This is a genomic window from Kaistia geumhonensis (assembly GCF_030815145.1).
GTDB lineage: Bacteria > Pseudomonadota > Alphaproteobacteria > Rhizobiales > Kaistiaceae > Kaistia > Kaistia geumhonensis.
The window spans coordinates 2,751,581-2,767,856 of record NZ_JAUSWJ010000001.1 but is presented as its reverse complement, the minus strand read 5'-3'; the positions used below and the strand labels follow the sequence as shown (position 1 = coordinate 2,767,856).

14 protein-coding genes are annotated in these 16,276 nt (G+C 69.1%); 4 read left to right on the top strand and 10 right to left on the bottom strand.

The window, feature by feature from the left end; translation table 11 throughout:
* The first annotated feature begins 79 nt into the window (after positions 1-79).
* Entirely contained in the window at positions 80-772 is a 693-nt protein-coding gene (locus QO015_RS13075) for a glutathione S-transferase family protein (RefSeq protein ID WP_266278906.1), read from the top strand.
* Complete coding sequence (gene queG / locus QO015_RS13070) at positions 769-1,926, top strand: tRNA epoxyqueuosine(34) reductase QueG (RefSeq protein WP_370877460.1); 1,158 nt, start codon at positions 769-771, stop codon at positions 1,924-1,926. The genes QO015_RS13075 and queG overlap by 4 nt, the downstream gene beginning before the upstream one ends.
* A 55-nt stretch (positions 1,927-1,981) precedes the next feature.
* Here queG and QO015_RS13065 read toward each other — a convergent pair whose 3' ends face one another.
* From QO015_RS13065 to dnaK, 9 genes are all read right to left on the bottom strand, one after another.
* Positions 1,982-6,577 carry an autotransporter domain-containing protein gene (locus QO015_RS13065; RefSeq protein WP_266278909.1) on the bottom strand — a complete coding sequence of 1,532 codons (4,596 nt, stop codon included), beginning with the start codon at positions 6,575-6,577 and terminating at the stop codon, positions 1,982-1,984.
* 261 nt (positions 6,578-6,838) lie between these two features.
* Positions 6,839-7,459 carry a 2,3-bisphosphoglycerate-dependent phosphoglycerate mutase gene (locus QO015_RS13060; RefSeq protein WP_266278910.1) on the bottom strand — a complete coding sequence of 207 codons (621 nt, stop codon included), beginning with the start codon at positions 7,457-7,459 and terminating at the stop codon, positions 6,839-6,841.
* A gap of 23 nt (positions 7,460-7,482) precedes the next feature.
* Complete coding sequence (gene dapB, locus QO015_RS13055; RefSeq protein ID WP_266278911.1) at positions 7,483-8,292, bottom strand: 4-hydroxy-tetrahydrodipicolinate reductase; 810 nt, start codon at positions 8,290-8,292, stop codon at positions 7,483-7,485.
* A gap of 91 nt (positions 8,293-8,383) precedes the next feature.
* A complete protein-coding gene (gene pyrF, locus QO015_RS13050; protein WP_266278912.1) occupies positions 8,384-9,091 on the bottom strand; it encodes an orotidine-5'-phosphate decarboxylase in 708 nt (235 codons plus the stop codon).
* 27 nt (positions 9,092-9,118) lie between these two features.
* The gene (locus QO015_RS13045) at positions 9,119-9,688 is read right to left on the bottom strand and encodes an NADPH-dependent FMN reductase (RefSeq protein ID WP_266278914.1); all 570 of its coding nucleotides are present in this window, start codon (positions 9,686-9,688) and stop codon (positions 9,119-9,121) included.
* A 105-nt stretch (positions 9,689-9,793) separates the two neighbouring features.
* Positions 9,794-10,390, bottom strand: a complete 597-nt coding sequence (locus QO015_RS13040) for a histidine phosphatase family protein (RefSeq protein ID WP_266278915.1) — start codon at positions 10,388-10,390, stop codon at positions 9,794-9,796.
* Complete coding sequence (locus tag QO015_RS13035; protein ID WP_266278917.1) at positions 10,391-10,987, bottom strand: class I SAM-dependent methyltransferase; 597 nt, start codon at positions 10,985-10,987, stop codon at positions 10,391-10,393.
* Positions 10,988-11,055: 68 nt separating this feature from the next.
* The gene (gene dnaJ / locus QO015_RS13030; RefSeq protein WP_266278918.1) at positions 11,056-12,186 is read right to left on the bottom strand and encodes a molecular chaperone DnaJ; all 1,131 of its coding nucleotides are present in this window, start codon (positions 12,184-12,186) and stop codon (positions 11,056-11,058) included.
* Between the two features lie 120 nt (positions 12,187-12,306).
* Positions 12,307-14,214: a molecular chaperone DnaK gene (dnaK, locus tag QO015_RS13025; RefSeq protein WP_266278920.1), complete on the bottom strand. Its 1,908-nt coding sequence runs from the start codon at positions 14,212-14,214 to the stop codon at positions 12,307-12,309.
* Between the two features lie 223 nt (positions 14,215-14,437).
* On the opposite strand from dnaK, the gene QO015_RS13020 reads away from it, so the two are divergent.
* On the top strand, positions 14,438-15,082 hold the full coding sequence (locus QO015_RS13020) for an alpha-ketoglutarate-dependent dioxygenase AlkB family protein (protein WP_266278922.1): 645 nt from the start codon (positions 14,438-14,440) through the stop codon (positions 15,080-15,082).
* Between the two features lie 53 nt (positions 15,083-15,135).
* A complete protein-coding gene (gene pncA, locus QO015_RS13015) occupies positions 15,136-15,756 on the top strand; it encodes a bifunctional nicotinamidase/pyrazinamidase (protein ID WP_266278923.1) in 621 nt (206 codons plus the stop codon).
* A 16-nt stretch (positions 15,757-15,772) separates the two neighbouring features.
* Here pncA and QO015_RS13010 read toward each other — a convergent pair whose 3' ends face one another.
* Entirely contained in the window at positions 15,773-16,276 is a 504-nt protein-coding gene (locus tag QO015_RS13010; RefSeq protein WP_266278925.1) for a GNAT family N-acetyltransferase, read from the bottom strand.

Sequence of the window (16,276 nt, the reverse complement as noted above, 5' to 3'; positions counted from 1 at the left end):
GGGCCGCGAAAGATCGGCGGCAATTGGACGAACTGCCGCAAAATCGCTGCCTTTGCCCGTCACACCACCCCGCGTGTCGATGTCCCAGCTTCACCACCACCCGTTTTCCGCCGCGTCCCGCTATGTCCGCCTCGTGCTGGCGGAGTATGACGAGACCGTCGAATTCATCGAGGAGAAGCCCTGGCTTCGCGTTCCGGCGCTGTTGCAGATGAACCCGGCAGGCACGCTGCCGATCTTCATCGACGACAACGACACGGTGGTGAGCGGCGGGCCGGTGGTGGCCGAATATCTGGTCGAGACCAAGGGCGCGCGGATGGGCGAAGTCCGCCTGATGCCCGAGCATGCCGCCGACCGCGCCGAGGTGCGCCGCCTCGTCGAGTGGTTCTCGCAGAAGCTCCATGGCGAGGTGACCAACTATCTCGTCACCGAGAAGGTCTACAAGCGGCGCATGGCGGCGGGTGAAGGCAACAACTCGCCCGATCCGGCGGCGATCCGCGCAGCGCGCGCCAATATCCGCTATCATCTGCAATATATCGGCTATCTGGCGGGACGCAGGAACTGGCTGGCCGGCCGCGAGCTGTCGCTGGCCGACTTCGCCGCCGCGGCGGAGATTTCCTGCATCGATTATCTCGGCGAGGTGCCATGGGAAGCCGACGAGACGGCGAAGGCGTGGTACGCGCGGGTGAAGTCCCGCCCGTCCTTCCGCTCGCTGCTCGCCGACACGCTCCGGGGCGTCCCGGCCTCGACCCACTACGCGGATCTCGACTTCTGAACGAAGCCGGCATTGATGCCGCTCTTTCGGCCGAGAAGACCCGTCTCGTCGCCGATGCGCGGAGCGAGGGCTTTGATGCCGTGCGCATCGCGGCGCCGGATGCCATCCCCGAGGCCGCCGCGCGGCTGCGGGCCTTCCTCGAAGCCGGCCGTCACGGCTCCATGGCCTGGATGGCCGAGACCGAGGCGCGGCGCGCCGATCCGCGCACGCTCTGGCCCGATGTCCGCGCCGTCGTCATGCTCGGCCTCAATTACGGCCCCGACAGCGACCCCCGCGCCGTCCTGGAGCGGCCCGATCGCGGCGCGATCTCCGTCTATGCGCAGAACCGCGACTATCACGACGTCATCAAGGGCAAGCTGAAGCTTCTGGCCGGCCGCCTCGCGGCGCGCAGCGGCGCCGAGGTCAAGGTGTTCGTCGACACAGCGCCGCTGATGGAAAAGCCGCTCGCCGCAGCCGCCGGCATCGGCTGGCAGGGCAAGCACACCAATCTCGTCTCCCGCGCCTTCGGCTCCTGGCTTTTCCTCGGCGCGATCCTGACGGCGCTGCCGCTGCCGGCTGACGCGGCCGAGCGCGACCATTGCGGCTCCTGCCGCGCCTGCCTCGACGCCTGCCCGACCGGCGCCTTCCCGGCGCCCTACCAGATCGATGCCCGGCGCTGCATTTCCTATCTCACCATCGAGCATTCGGGGCCGATCCCGGCCGAGTTCCGCGCCGCGATGGGCAATCGCATCTATGGCTGCGACGATTGCCTCGCCGCCTGCCCGTGGAACAAGTTCGCCCAGGCCGGCGCCGAGATGAAGCTGAAGGCGCGGCCGGATCTCGCCGCGCCCCGGCTCGCCGATCTCGCCACGCTGGACGATGCCGCCTTCCGCGTTCTGTTCGCCGGCTCGCCGGTGAAGCGCATCGGCCGCGACCGCTTCCTGCGCAACGTCCTGATCGCGATGGGCAATTCGGGCGATGTTGCCCTCGCGCCGCTGGTCGTGGCGCGCCTCGACGACGCGGCTCCGGTCGTCCGCGGCGCCGCCGTCTGGGCGCTCTGGCGGCTCTCGCCGGACATCGCGGCGCGGGAAGCAGGGCTCCGGGCCGGCCGCGAGGCGGACGACGAGGTCCGGGGCGAATGGCTCCCCGCGAAGGCAACGAACGATCCCGCCTGAACAGGCACCGCCTGACGAGCACCCAAAGTGGCGATATCGGCTCCGCCCGCCGCCTTCAGAAGCCGATGCTGAACTTGCCTGTCAGGCCCTGGCTTTCGGTGCCGCTGCCGAACTGACCCGTATAGGAGAGGTTCAGGTCGACATTCTGCGCGAGGCTGGCCGAGAGGCCAGCTTCCACCAGCGCCGCATCCTCGGCGATCGGGACACCGGCGACGGTGAACAGGTCGGAGCCTGCGAAATTGACCGTCGCCGTCGGATCGGTATCGCCGAAGGCGTGGCGCCAGCCGAGCGCCGCCGACGCCGTCAGGTCCATCCCGCGCAGCACGAAGACGCTCGATCCGCGCAGGCCGAGCGTCGAGAAGGTGACGCCGGTGCTGCCGCTCTGTGCGTCGAGCGCGGCGAGCCCGCCCTCCTCCGTGAAGCCGTCGGTCTGGACATCGACATAGGCAAGGTTGGCGAAGGGCTCCATCGAGACCTTGCCGAGCGCCGTCTGGCCGAGGCCGATCTGATAGCCGAGATCGGCGAAGACCTGCGCTGTGCCGGCGCCATAGGAGCTTCCAAGGCTGTCGGCGAAGCCGGGGAAGAGGACGTCGCGGTTCGCCGAGACGTCGCTCCAGGTATAGGCGCCGCCGAGACGAAGGCCGAGCCGGTCCCATGCGGTGCCGCCGTAAAGGCCGATGCTGTAATTGTCGGAACTCGCCGAGGAGTCGCGCTCCGCCACGCCATAGGTGGAGCGGCTGTAGCCGCCGAGGATGCCGAGCCGCCAGCTGTCGAGCACCGGCGTATCGGCGCCGACCAGGAAGCCGCCCGTGTCATGCGAGAGGCTCGCAGTGTTGCCGTTGCCGTCGGTATTGCCCCAGACGCCGTAGCCCTGGGCCCAGAACGCGACGCCGACGCAGTTGGGTCCGACGCGCACGGTGGTCGCGTCGGCTCCGCAGGCGGTGCTGCCGGCCGGGGCCGGCCGTTCGTCGAAGGCCGCGCGGATCCGGTCGATCGCGGCGTTGCGGATGAAGCGGCTGTCCTCCGCCATCGCGCCCTCGATCGAGGGATAGATCTCGCCGGAAAGGCTGTCGAAGGCGGCCTGCGCCAGCGCATCGGTCTCAAGCGCGCCCACCGCCTGCCGCATCGGGTTGAGGACCGAAAGGCTCTGCAGGGCGGCGGCCGTCGCAAACTGGTTCTCGGTCACGGCCGCGTCGACGAACGGACGCCAGAGCAGCACATCCAGCTCGATGGCCGTCGCGCCATAGGTGACGTCGAGCGCATAGAAGGCCGAACTCTCGCCGGTCACGTCATAGGTGCCGGTGAGGCCGCCTGCCGCTGTCAGGATCGTGTAGCGCGTGTCGGCGGAATAGCTGCCGCTGCCATAAATGGAGACGTCGAGCAGCGCGCCGCTCTCGATCGTCGCCTGGCCGCCGACCTGGATCAGGTCGGATTCGGAACTGCCGCCCACGAGTTCGACCGCATAGGTCGATCCGGAGGCCTGGACAAAGTCGCCGGCCACCGTCAGCGTCCCGGGGCTGTTGCCGGGAGCGATGGTCGAGCCCGGCTGCGCGACGACACCGCCGACCGTGCCGGTGCCCGACAGCGTCGTCCCGCCGAGCGCCGTCACGACCGAGCCGGCCAGCGAGCCGTCGACCTGCAGTTCGCCCGCGCTGATCGTGGTCGGCCCGAAGAAGGACGGCGAGGCGCCGGTCAGTTCGAGCAGCCCGGTACCCGTCTTGTTCAGCGGGCCGGTTCCGACCAGCGCGCTCGCGACCGAGAGGCTGGTGTCCGCCGCGGTTTCAAGCGTGCCGCCGCCGGCGTTGAAGCTAAGGGGGTTGGCGAGCGTGAAGCTGCCGGTCGTCTGCAGCGTGCCGCCGTCGAAGACGAGGCTGGCGCCACCGATATTCTCGGCGGCGGCAGCCGAAAGCGTGCCGCCATGCAGCGTCGCCGTGCCGGTATAGCCGCCATTGGCCCCGGCAAGGACGGTCGTGCCCGCATAGGCGTCAATGGTGCCGGTGCCCGAGAGCGATGGGGCGAACACATAGGCGGCGTCGGTGTGGTTGAAGACGATGCCGCCGGCGCCGGAGCCGAAGGCGACCGAATCCGCGACGAGCGCGCCGGCGGAGGTTGCAGCCGCATCGGCGGCGGCACCAATCGCGAGCGTGCCGCTCGATCCGGCTTCGGCCGCGAGCAGGAGGGTTCCGGCGCTCACCGTCGCGCCATCCGCGATGGTCAGCGCGCCGGCGCCGCCGGCGCCGATGGTCAGCGCGCCGGTATTTGTCCAGCCGGAGCCGGCCCCGGTGACGAGCGCCGTTCCCGTCGAGCCGGCGAGCGATCCAAGAGTGGCGTCGGCAGCCTGGACCAGTCCTCCGCTGGCGATCGTCAGCGTGCCGGCGCCGCCAGCGCCGATGGTCAGCGTGCCAGCGTTGGTCCAGCTGGAGCCGGCTCCGGCGACGAGCGCCGTTCCCGTCGAGCCGGCCAGAGATGCAAGCGAGGCGGTTCCGCTCTCGAGCGAGCCGCCGGCCGAGAGCGTGAGGGCGCCGATGCCCTCGCCGCCAATGGTGAGCGCGCCGGAATTGGTCCAGCTGGAGCCGGCGCCCGAGACGACGGCGGAGCCCGACGCATCATAGCTTCCCAGCGTTGCGAACGCGCTGGCGACGGAACCGCCATCGGCGATCGTCAGCGATCCGAGACCCGCACCGCCGATGGTAAGGCCGCCCGCAACCTCGAGGCTCGAGGCGGGGCCCGAGACGCTGACCGTTCCGGAGGCGGTATTCGTATATCCGACGAAGGCCGTTCCCGCCGTTACGGTGCCGCCGTTTTCGACCGAGAGCGCGCCGCCGCCCTTGTAGCCGACGAGCAGGTAGTCGCTGCTCCAGCTGGAGCCGGAATCGGTGACCGTGACGGTGCCCGATCCATCGGCGTCGCGGCCGATATAGCCGTAGTCGTCGCTGACCGCGCCGCCGGCCGCGATCGTCAGTGAGCCGGAGCCGGAATCGCCGACGGTCAGATCGGCGCGGTTGACCCAGCGCGCGCCGGCCCCCGAAACGCTTGCGGTGCCCGTGGAGCCTGCGAACAGGCCGAGAGTGCCGTCGTCGTCTTCGACCTTGCCGCCATCGGCGATCGTCAGAGATCCGGTGCCGCGATTGCCGACGACGACATCCTCGAAATGCGTCCAGTTCGAGCCTTCGCCGGTGACGAGCGCGGTTCCGCTCGAGCCGGCCGCGTCGCCGAGCGTCGCATTGGCGTCGCTGACCGTGCCGCCGTCCGCGATGGTCAGCGTGCCCGTGCCGGCGACGCCGACGGTCAGCTTCCCGCTGTTCGTCCAGACGGACCCCTCGCCGTTGACGGTGGCGGTGCCCGATCTGCCCGCGGCGACGCCGAGCAGGGCGTTGGCGCTGGTGACGCTGCCGCCGTCTTCGACGGTGAGGGTGCCATTGCCACGGTTGCCGATCGTGAGAGTGCCGGTATTTGTCCAGGTCGAGCCCGCGCCCGTGACGAGCGCCGTACCGGTCGAGGGCCGACCAATAGGGTCGACGTCGTCGCCGAGCGTCGCGTTGGCGTCGCTGACTGCGCCGCCGCCCTCGATGGTCAGCATGCCCGTGCCGGCCACGCCGACGGTCAGATTACCGCTGTTTGTCCAGGTGGAGCCCTCGCCACTGACGGTCGCGGTGCCCGAAGTACCGTTGAAGACGCCGAGCAGCGCGTCGTTGTCGGAGACCTTGCCGCCATCGGCGACGATCAGAAATCCATTGCCGGACCGGCCGATGGTCAGGTCGCCGCTGTTGGTCCAGCTGGAGCCCATGCCGGTGACGATCGCAGTGCCCGAAGCCGATCGGCTGCTGTTGCCGAGAACGGCATTGCTGCCGCTGACTGCGGCGCCATCGGCGATGGTGAGTGTGGCGGTGCCTGCGGCGGCCACTTCCAGGTCGCCATTGATCGTCCAGCTCGACCCCGGACCGGTGACCGTCACCGAGCTGTGCGAGGGCCTGAAGTTGCCGATGGTCGCGTTCCCGCTGGCAAGGGTTCCACCATCCGCCACCGTGAGGTCGGCAGAGCCATCGTAGCCGACCCTCAGGGGCCCCTTGATCGTCCAGCTCGACTCTGGTCCCGTGACGGTTGCGGTCCCGTAGGAGCCGTCATAATAGCCGAGTATGGCGACATTCGCCGTCACCTCCGCGCCGTCCTCGACCGTTACTGTGCCATTGCCCGCATAGCCGATGAGAAGATTCTCGTTCTGCCACCGCGAACCGGCTCCTGAGACCGTCACCGTGCCCGATGAGCCGGCATTGGCCGCGAGATAGCTGTAGGAGCCGCCGCTAGCATAACCGCCATTCTCGATCGTCAACGAGCCGGAGCCGGATTCGCCGACATAGAGTTCGCCATTGGTCGTCCAGTTGGAGCCGGCTCCCGAGATCGTCGCGGTCCCTGATGATCCGGCTGCGTAGCCGATCGACGTGACGACATCGAGGACCGTGCCGCCATCCTCTACCGTGACTGCGCCCACGCCGGTCTTTCCGACATAGATGATGCCGTCATAGACCCAGTCCGGACTGTCGGGAGATGGATCGACGTCGCCCGATGCGGTCACGCTCGGATCGGCGAGAGCGCCGAACGACCAGCTGCAGAATGCCATGACGAGCGCCGAGCGGCCCATCGAGCGGCCCATGGACGGGGCGCTCCGCGACTGGCACCCGTGATCGTGCCGCGCAGCCTGCCGCGCCCGACCTCTGTTCCGGCTCATCGCTGACCCCGTGCTTCGGTGGATTCTTGCCGACGTCCCGGCGTCGCTGCGGTGCGTCAGGCTATCTCGCTCTGCACAAGAACATCACGGAAGAGAGGGCGAACGCAACCGCCGCGTGGGCTCTTTCGCCATCACACGGGGAGGCCGGCGCGCTGGCGCCGGCCGTTCAGGTCGAACAGGCTGATTTCAGCCCTTCAGGACCTTCTTCTCGGCCACGGTGGTGTCGGCATTGAGGCGGTAGAGGATGGGAACGCCGGTATCGAGTTCCTGCTTGAGGATCTCCTCGGGCGTCAGGCCTTCGAGCGCCATGATGAGCGCGCGCAGCGAATTGCCATGCGCCGCGACCAGCACCTTCTCGCCGCGCATGACCGGCGGCAGGATGTTGAAGAGGTAATAGGGCCAGACGCGGGCGCCGGTGTCCTTGAGCGACTCGCCACCGGGCGGGGCGATGTCGTAGGAGCGGCGCCAGACATGCACCTGCTCTTCGCCCCATTTGGCGCGCGCGTCGTCCTTGTTGAGGCCCGAGAGGTCGCCATAGTCGCGCTCGTTGAGCGCGAGGTCGCGCACGGTCGGCAGCTCGGGCTGGCCGATCTCCTCGAGGATCAGCTTCAGCGTGTGCTGCGCGCGGGTGAGCACCGAGGTGAAGGCGATGCCGAATTGCAGGTCGAGCGCCTTCAGCCGCTTGCCGGCGGCGCGCGCTTCCTCAACGCCCTTCGGCGTCAGGTCGGGATCGCGCCAGCCGGTGAAGAGGTTCTTGAGGTTCCAGTCGCTCTGGCCGTGGCGCACGAGCACGAGGATGCGGTCCATGGGCTGTTCCTTGGGAGGGGAGGTCAGGAGAGGCCGAGCACGTCGGCCATGGAATAGCGGCCGGGCTTGCGGCCCCTGGCCCAGAGCGCGGCCTTGACGGCGCCGCGCGCGAAGATGGCGCGGTCGGCGGCGTGGTGCGAGAGCGTGATCGTCTCGCCTTCGCCGGCGAAGAGCACCGAATGGTCGCCGGCGACCGAGCCGCCGCGCAGCGTCGCGAAGCCGATCGCCCCTTCGGGCCGCGGGCCGGTATGGCCGTCGCGCACGCGCACCGAGGCCTCGGCGAGCGAAACCTCGCGCCCGTCGGCGGCGGCCTTGCCGAGCAGCAGCGCCGTGCCCGACGGCGCATCCACCTTGTGGCGGTGATGCATCTCGAGAATCTCGATGTCGAAGGACGGGTCGAGCGCGCGCGCCGCCTGCCGCACGAGCACGGCGAGCAGGTTGACGCCGAGGCTCATATTGCCGGACTTGACGATGATGGCATGGCGCGCCGCGGCGTCGATGGCGGCCTCGTCGTCGGCGGAGAGGCCGGTGGTGCCGACGACATGGACGATGCGCGCCTGGGCCGCGATCTCCGCGAAGGCGAGCGTCGCGGCCGGGCTGGTGAAATCGAGCACGCCGTCGGCCCGCGCGAAGACCGGCAGCGGATCGTCGGTGACGGCAACGCCGGCCGGGGGGAGGCCGGCAAGGATCCCCGCATCGGTGCCGAGCGTCTCGGCGCCTTCGCGCTCGACGGCGCCGACGAGCGTCACGCCGTCCGTCTCGTGGATGATGCGGATCAGCGTGCGGCCCATCCGTCCGCCCGCGCCCACGACGACGAGGCCCATATCGGTCATGTTGCGAGGTCCCAGCTTGTCCGCGTCCCTATAGCAGGGGCGGCGCGGCCATGGAAACGCCGGTTATGAGACGGCGCTGTCCAGGCATGCGCTATTTCGAGATCGCGAGTTCGATTTCGGAGAGGATCGAGCGGGCGACGCCGCGCGGATCGGCCGCGGCGATGATCGGGCGGCCGACGACGAGATGGTCGGCACCGGCGGCGATCGCCTCGGCCGGGGTCGCGACGCGCTTCTGGTCGCCGGTCGGCGCGCCGCGCGGGCGGATGCCCGGCGTCACGATCGACATGCCGGCGCCGACGATCGCGCGCATCGCACGCGCCTCTTCCGGCGAGCAGACGATGCCGTCCATCCCGGCGGCGCGCGCATCGGCGGCGCGGCGCGCGACGAGTTCGCCGACGCTGCCGGCGAAGCCTGCGGCGGCGAGATCGGCCTCGTCCATCGATGTGAGCACGGTGACGGCGAGGAGGCGGAGCCCGGCCTCGCCCTTGCCGGCGACGGCGGCGCGCATCGCCTTCGGATAGGCGTGGATGGTGCAGAAGGTCATGCCGAGCCGCGCGATGTTCTCGACGGCGTGCTGGACCGTGTTGTCGATGTCGAGCAGCTTGACGTCGAGGAACACCTTCTTGCCCTGGTCGACGAGCCGGCGGGCGAAATCGAGGCCGCCGGCGAAGGTGAGCTGGAGGCCGACCTTGTAGAACACGACGTCGTCGCCGAGCCTGGCGACCATCGCTTCCGCCTCGGCGACGGTGGGAAGGTCGAGGCCGACGATCAGTTTGTCGCGCATGTCGAGGATGGGCATCGGGCTAGTCTCGCTTCGAAGGACGGTTCAGCTGTCGGGGACGAGGCGCCGCGCGGCGAAGACGGTTTCGCGCGCCAGCGCCTGCAGGCGGGCGGAGAGTTGCGGATCGTCGAGGCGGCCCTTGGCGTCGAAGGCGAGGCCGGCGCGGCCGATGGCGAGCCCGCCGCCGACCAGCGTGGCGGAAAAACCGCGCGCGACGAAGCGCTCGAGATCACCGAGCGCCGACAACGCGCCCGTCTCGTCGTCGGACGCGGCGGCGAGCGCGAAAAGCGGCGCCCCGTTCTTCGGCCGGCCGTGAACGGCGGCGAGCCATTCGAGCGCGTTGCAGAGCAGCGCCGGCATGCCGCCGAAAAGCGAGGGTGTCGCGATGAAGACGGCGCTGTGCGCGCGCAGCATGCCGCCGAGCTTCGCCGCCGCGTCGGGCACGGAAGCCGTGCCGTCGGCATCGCGAAGCGGCATCGAATAATCGGCCAGCGACAGGAGGGTCGCCTCGGCGTCGAGAAACACGATCTCGCGCGCGAAAGCCGCGGCGAGCCTGCTTGCCGGCGAGGCAGGCGCGGTCGACCCTGCAAGAAGGAGAATGCGCGGCGGCGCCATCGTGATTCCCGTGATGGCGCAGCTCTAGAACCTTTCCGGGCCGGAGGGAAGCGCCGAGCGCCCTGGAGGGCCGGCCGCGATCGTCCTGCCGCTGGGTCGTCCGGGTCAGGCGGGAAGTGCCGTTCCGAGCTCTTCCATCCGAGTCCAGGGCGCCATGAGCCGCAGCGGATCGGTGGCGATGACGAGGACATTGCCGCCGCCGCCCGCCTGGTCGTGGCGGCGGTCGATGGCGAACCCGCCCGCATGGCAGAGCAGCAGCGTCCCGACGCCGCCATGCCCCACCATCACGGTGGTCTCGACCCCGGGCTGCTCGGCCAGGATGGCCGTGACCGCGCCGACGATGCGGCGCTGCGCGTCGATCGCCCGCTCCCAGCCGCGGATGCTCGTCTCGGGCTCGGCGAAAAAGCGGTTGGCGGTCGCCTCGAACGCGTCCGGCGGCAGGAAGCCCGTGGCCGAGCGGTCGTTCTCGTGCAGGTCGTCGCGGATTTCGATGGCGAGGCCATGCGGCGCGGCGAGGATTTCGGCGGTCTCGATCGCCTTGTTCTCGCGGCTCGCGACGATGCGGCCGGCGGAAGCGAGGAGGGGATGCGACGCAAAGGCCGAGGCCCGCTCCCGGCCCCTGGCCGAAAGGCCCCAGTCGGGGACCGGGATGGCGGGATCGATCGCCACTTCCGGATGCGAGACGTAGAGGAGGAGCGCCATTCAGGCCGGCCGGCGATAGAGCCAGACGCGGGCCGGCGGAAGGTTCATCACCACCCAGTGCGTGTGTTCGACGGTGAAGCGTCCCGGCTCGGCCGGCACCGGCGGCACCAGCGCATAGGAGAACTGGATCAGCGGCCGTCCGGGCGGCATGCGGTCGAGCGCCTCGAGGATAAGCGCCCGGCGCATCTCTGCCGGTCGCGTGAAGAGAGGCAGCGAGGAAACGACGGCCGAGATCTCGCCGTCGACCGTGCCCTTCAGTGTTTCGCCCAGCGCATAGGCGTCGCCCTCGATGATATGGACGCCGGCGAAGCGCTTGCGCAGCAGCGCGCAGAAATCCGGATTGTACTCGATCGAGACCAGCCGCTCCGGCGCGACGCCACGATCGAGCAACGCCTTGGTGACGACGCCGGTACCGGGCCCGAGCTCGACCACCGGCCGCGGATCGGCGGGATCGACGAAGCTCGCCATCAGCTTCGTCAGCGCTCTGCCGGACGGGCTGACGGCGCCGGTGGTGAGCGGGCGGCCCATCCAGTTGCAGAGGAAGCGGACCTCGTCGGCGACGGCGGATTTCAGCTTGCGCTTCTCGATCGACGACATGCGGCCCTCTCTTTGCGCCGCGCCATCATGCGGCCGAATTCAAGGCAATCCTGTGACAGGCATCCGCCTCACGAGCCGCCGAAGAAGTCCCGGATGCGGGCGAAGAAGCCGGCGGACTCGGGATTGTTCTCTTCCGACGAGGCCTGCTCGAACTCTTCCAGCAGTTCGCGCTGGCGGCGCGACAGGTTGCTCGGCGTCTCGACGACGACCTGGATATACATGTCGCCCATCTGCGCCGAGCGCAGCACCGGCATGCCCTTGCCCTTGAGGCGGAACTGCTTGCCGGTCTGGGTGCCTTCGGGAACCTTCACGCGCGTCTTGCCGCCCTCGACCGTCGGCACGTCGAACTGGCCGCCGAGCGCCGCCGTCGTGATCGAGATCGGCACGCGGCAGAAGATGTCTGCGCCCTCGCGCTGGAACAGCGCATGCGGCTTCACCGACAGGAAGAGATAGAGATCGCCCGCCGGTCCGCCCTTGAGGCCAGCCTCGCCTTCGCCGGAGAGGCGGATGCGGGTGCCGTCCTCGATGCCGGCCGGGATGTTGACCTGGAGCGTACGCTCCTGCGTCTGGCGGCCGGTGCCGCCGCACTTCTCGCACGGGTCGGAGATGATCTCGCCACGGCCGCCGCAGGTCGGGCAGGTGCGCTCGATCGAGAAGAAGCCCTGCGCGGCGCGGACGCGGCCATGGCCGTCGCAGGTGGTGCAGACCTTGGGATGGGAGCCCGGCCGCGCGCCGGTGCCCGAGCAGGTCTCGCAGGCGATCTTGGTCGGGACGCGGATCTCGGCGGTCTTGCCGGAATAGGCCTCCTCGAGCGTGATCTCCATGTTGTAGCGGAGATCGGCTCCCCGCTCGCGGCCGCCGCTCGGCCGCTGGCCGCGCCGCCCGCCCATGAACTCGCCGAAGATGTCGTCGAAGATGTCCGACATCGACGAGCCGAAATCGCCGGAGAATCCGCCCGGCCCGCCGCCGGGTCCGTCGAAGGCGGCATGGCCGAAGCGGTCATAGGCGGCCCGCTTCTGCGGATCGCGCAGCTTCTCGTAGGCCTCGTTGATTTCCTTGAACTTCGCCTCGGCGCCGTGATCGCCCGGATTGCGGTCCGGATGATACTGCATCGCGAGCTTGCGGAAGGCCGCCTTCAGCGTCTTGTCGTCGGCGTCCCGGGCGACGCCCAGCACTTCGTAATAGTCGACCTTGGCCATCGGACGATGTCTAGACCTGTGCCGGAAACGGAAAGGGAAAAGCGATAATCCGGGTCCGGATCATGGAAGACCCGGCGCGTTTCCGCGCCGGGCCCCCAATTCTATCACGGACGCTCTGTATTACGCCGACTTCTTCTTGTCGTCGTCGACTTCCTCGAAGTCGGCGTCGACGACGTCGTCGTTCTTCGCGCCGGTGGACTCGGCGCCTTCGCCGCCCTCAGCCTGCGAGGCGGCATACATCGCCTCGCCGAGCTTCATGGAGACCTGGGCCAGAGCCGCCGTCTTCTTCTGCATGTCCTCGGCATCGTCGCCCTCGAGCGCCGCCTTGAGGTCGGCGACCGCCGTCTCGATCGCCGAACGGTCGGCGGCCGAGATCTTGGAGCCGTAGTCGGCGAGCGACTTCTCGGTCGAGTGGATCAGCGCCTCGCCCTGGTTCTTGGCTTCGACCGCGGCGCGGCGCTTCTTGTCCTCGGCGGCATGCGCCTCGGCGTCCTTCACCATCTTCTCGATATCGGCGTCGGACAGGCCGCCCGAGGCCTGGATGCGGATCTGCTGCTCCTTGCCGGTGCCCTTGTCCTTGGCCGAGACGTTCACGATGCCGTTGGCGTCGATGTCGAAGGTCACCTCGATCTGCGGCACGCCGCGCGGCGCCGGCGGAATGCCGACGAGATCGAACTGGCCGAGCATCTTGTTGTCGGCGGCCATCTCGCGCTCGCCCTGGAAGACGCGGATGGTCACGGCCGACTGCGAGTCCTCGGCGGTCGAGAAGACCTGGCTCTTCTTGGTCGGGATCGTGGTGTTGCGCTCGATGAGGCGCGTGAACACGCCGCCAAGCGTCTCGATGCCGAGCGACAGCGGGGTCACGTCGAGCAGCAGGACGTCCTTGACGTCGCCCTGGAGCACGCCGGCCTGGATCGCGGCGCCCATGGCGACGACCTCGTCCGGATTGACGCCCTTGTGCGGCTCCTTGCCGAAGAACTGCTTCACGATCTCCTGGATCTTCGGCATGCGGGTCATGCCGCCGACCAGGACGACCTCGTCGATCTCACCGGCGGTGAGGCCGGCATCCTTCAGCGCCGCCTTGCAGGGCGCCACGGTCTTCTGCACGAGATCATCGACCAGCGCCTCGAACTTCGAGCGAGTCAGACGAATGGTGAGGTGCTTCGGGCCCTTGGCGTCGGCGGTGATGAAGGGAAGGTTGATCTCGGTCTGCTGGGCCGAGGAGAGCTCGATCTTCGCCTTCTCGGCGGCTTCCTTCAGCCGCTGCAGGGCGAGCTTGTCGCCGCGCAGGTCGATGCCCTGCTCGCGCTTGAACTCGTCCGCGAGATAGTTGACGAGGCGCATGTCGAAGTCCTCGCCGCCGAGGAATGTGTCGCCATTCGTCGACTTCACCTCGAAGACGCCGTCGCCGATCTCGAGGATCGAGATGTCGAAGGTGCCGCCGCCGAGGTCGTAGACGGCGATCGTCTTGCCTTCGTTCTTCTCGAGGCCATAGGCGAGCGCCGCGGCCGTCGGCTCGTTGATGATGCGCAGCACCTCGAGGCCGGCGATCTTGCCGGCGTCCTTGGTCGCCTGGCGCTGGGCGTCGTTGAAATAGGCCGGGACGGTGATGACGGCCTGGTCGACCGTCGTGCCGAGGAAGGCCTCGGCCGTCTCCTTCATCTTCTGCAGGATGAAGGCCGAGATCTGGGCCGGCGAATACTTCTCGCCTTCGGCCTCGACCCAGGCGTCGCCATTGGGGCCGCGCACGATCTTGTAGGGCACGAGGTCCTTGTCCTTCGTGACCATGGGATCGTCGAAGCGGCGGCCGATCAGGCGCTTCACCGCGAAGAAGGTGTGTTCGGGATTGGTGACCGCCTGGCGCTTGGCCGGCTGGCCGACGAGTTTCTCGCCATTGTCGCTGAACGCGACCATGGACGGGGTGGTACGGGCGCCCTCTGCGTTCTCGATGACCTTCGGGGTCTTGCCGTCCATGACGGCGACGCAGGAATTGGTGGTTCCGAGGTCGATACCGATGACCTTAGCCATATGTTCTCTCCTTTTCGGCGGGCCGTGCGGACCCTCGAGGAGGCATCCGCGGAACTGGGCCGGAATTCCGAACGGCCCCCAGCGACATATCGGGTTCGGAACCGCCGCCTTTGCCAGCGCCGGTCCCGGGTTCGACCGCGTATATAAGAAGATGCCCAAAGAGCCGCAAGGCGGCACTACGCGGCGGATTGTGCCGCTTTCGGCCAGCGAGGGGAGAGACGCGATGGGAAGTCCCTTGACCAATGGAGCGGTGGCGGCGGCCTTGCCCGGGGGCGTCGCGCTGCATGACGGGCTGCTGGACCGCCCGGCGCAGGAGCGGCTTCTCGATGCAATCCGTGCGGTCGTCGTCGAGGCGCCGCTCTATCGGCCCGAAATGCCGCGCACCGGCAAGCCTTTCTCGGTGCGGATGACCAATTGCGGTGCGCTCGGCTGGGTGTCGGACCGCGGCGGCTATCGCTATCAGGCGACGCATCCGGTGACCGGACGGCCCTGGCCGCCGATCCCGGACATGCTGCTGGACCTCTGGAGGGACCTCGCCGGATATCCGCACCCGCCCGAGGCCTGCCTCGTCAACTACTACGACGGCGAGGCGCGCATGGGCCTCCATCGCGACGAGGACGAGGAGGAGCGGGCGGCGCCGGTGCTCTCGGTCTCGCTCGGCAACGACTGCCGCTTCCGCATCGGCGGGACGGAGCGCGGTGGCCCGACGCGGTCGGTTCGCCTCGCTTCGGGCGACGTGCTCCTGTTCGGCGGGCCGTCGCGGCTCGCCTATCACGGCGTCGACCGCGTCTATCCGGGCACCTCGACGCTGCTCGAGCGCGGCGGCCGCATCAACCTGACGCTGCGTCGCGTCACCCGGCCGGGTTGACGCCTTCGCGAAAGCGGGGCTTTGATCGGCGACCTTGAACGGCGAGGCCCCCCGTGACGGATTCGTCCAGCGTCCTGATCGTCACCGACATCCAGAACGACTTCCTGCCCGGCGGTGCGCTGGCGGTGGCCGACGGCCATGCGATCATCCCGCTCGTCAACGAGATCGCGCGGAAGTTCCGCAACGTCATCATCACCCAGGACTGGCATCCGGCGGGGCACATCTCCTTTGCCTCGTCGCATCCGGGGCGCAATCCGTTCGAGGTGATCGACCTGCGCTACGGGCCGCAGGTCTTGTGGCCGGACCACTGCATCCAGGGGACGTTCGGCGCGGCGCTGGCCGAAGGGCTCGACATCCCGCATGCCCAATTGGTGATCCGCAAGGGCTACCACGCGCATACGGACAGCTATTCGTCCTTCTTCGAGGCCGACCGCAAGACCCCGACGGGCCTCACCGGCTACCTCTTCGAGCGCGGCATCGAGACCGCCTATGTCGTCGGCCTCGCGACCGATTTCTGCGTCAGCTGGACGGCGCTCGACGCGCGGACGCACGGCTTCGACACGGTCGTGATCGAGGATGGCTGCCGGGCGATCGACACCAACAATTCGCTCGCCGCCGCCACGGCGCAGATGGACGCGGCCGGCGTCCGCCGCATCCTGTCGCACCAGCTCTAGGCGCGGAAGCGCGCGCTCAATCCTCCGCCGCGACGTCGAAGGCCGGCGCGAAGGTGATTTCGCCCGACGGCGCCTCGCCCCTCAGCACGACATGCTGCACGAGCCGCGGGTCGAGGCCGGCATAGCGGAACCTGCCGCTCGCGAAGCCGGAGCCGCGATAGACGGCCGGATCGCCGATCAGGACGCAGCCCCGCGCGCCGTCTTCCGCCAGCCGCCTGAGGCCTTCGGCGATCAGCGCGCGGCCGATCCCCTGCCGCCGCCGGTCTGCCCGCACCGAAATCGGCCCGAGGCCGAACCAGCCGTCCTGAACGCCGTCGATCGAGACGGGCGAGAAGGCGACATGGCCGACGATCGCCCCATCCTCGACCGCGACGAGCGAAAGGGTCAGAGCGCCGGAGGCGCGCAGCGCGCGGATGATGGCCGGCTCGGTGCCGCCGGAATAGGGCATCGGCTGGAAGGCCTCGGCGGTGAGGGCGTGGATGGCGTCCTCGTCACCGTGCCGTTCGTCGCGGATCTCCAT

What these genes read in the sequence shown, in the direction of transcription:
- QO015_RS13075 (WP_266278906.1), top strand. Translation starts at nt 80, where the DNA reads ATGTCCCAGCTTCACCACCACCCGTTTTCCGCCGCGTCCCGCTATGTC.
- QO015_RS13065 (WP_266278909.1), bottom strand. Translation starts at nt 6,577, where the DNA reads ATGGGCCGCTCGATGGGCCGCTCGGCGCTCGTCATGGCATTCTGCAGC.
- QO015_RS13060 (WP_266278910.1), bottom strand. Translation starts at nt 7,459, where the DNA reads ATGGACCGCATCCTCGTGCTCGTGCGCCACGGCCAGAGCGACTGGAAC.
- dapB (WP_266278911.1), bottom strand. Translation starts at nt 8,292, where the DNA reads ATGACCGATATGGGCCTCGTCGTCGTGGGCGCGGGCGGACGGATGGGC.
- pyrF (WP_266278912.1), bottom strand. Translation starts at nt 9,091, where the DNA reads ATGCCCATCCTCGACATGCGCGACAAACTGATCGTCGGCCTCGACCTT.
- QO015_RS13045 (WP_266278914.1), bottom strand. Translation starts at nt 9,688, where the DNA reads ATGGCGCCGCCGCGCATTCTCCTTCTTGCAGGGTCGACCGCGCCTGCC.
- QO015_RS13040 (WP_266278915.1), bottom strand. Translation starts at nt 10,390, where the DNA reads ATGGCGCTCCTCCTCTACGTCTCGCATCCGGAAGTGGCGATCGATCCC.
- QO015_RS13035 (WP_266278917.1), bottom strand. Translation starts at nt 10,987, where the DNA reads ATGTCGTCGATCGAGAAGCGCAAGCTGAAATCCGCCGTCGCCGACGAG.
- dnaJ (WP_266278918.1), bottom strand. Translation starts at nt 12,186, where the DNA reads ATGGCCAAGGTCGACTATTACGAAGTGCTGGGCGTCGCCCGGGACGCC.
- dnaK (WP_266278920.1), bottom strand. Translation starts at nt 14,214, where the DNA reads ATGGCTAAGGTCATCGGTATCGACCTCGGAACCACCAATTCCTGCGTC.
- QO015_RS13020 (WP_266278922.1), top strand. Translation starts at nt 14,438, where the DNA reads ATGGGAAGTCCCTTGACCAATGGAGCGGTGGCGGCGGCCTTGCCCGGG.
- QO015_RS13010 (WP_266278925.1), bottom strand. Translation starts at nt 16,276, where the DNA reads ATGGAGATCCGCGACGAACGGCACGGTGACGAGGACGCCATCCACGCC.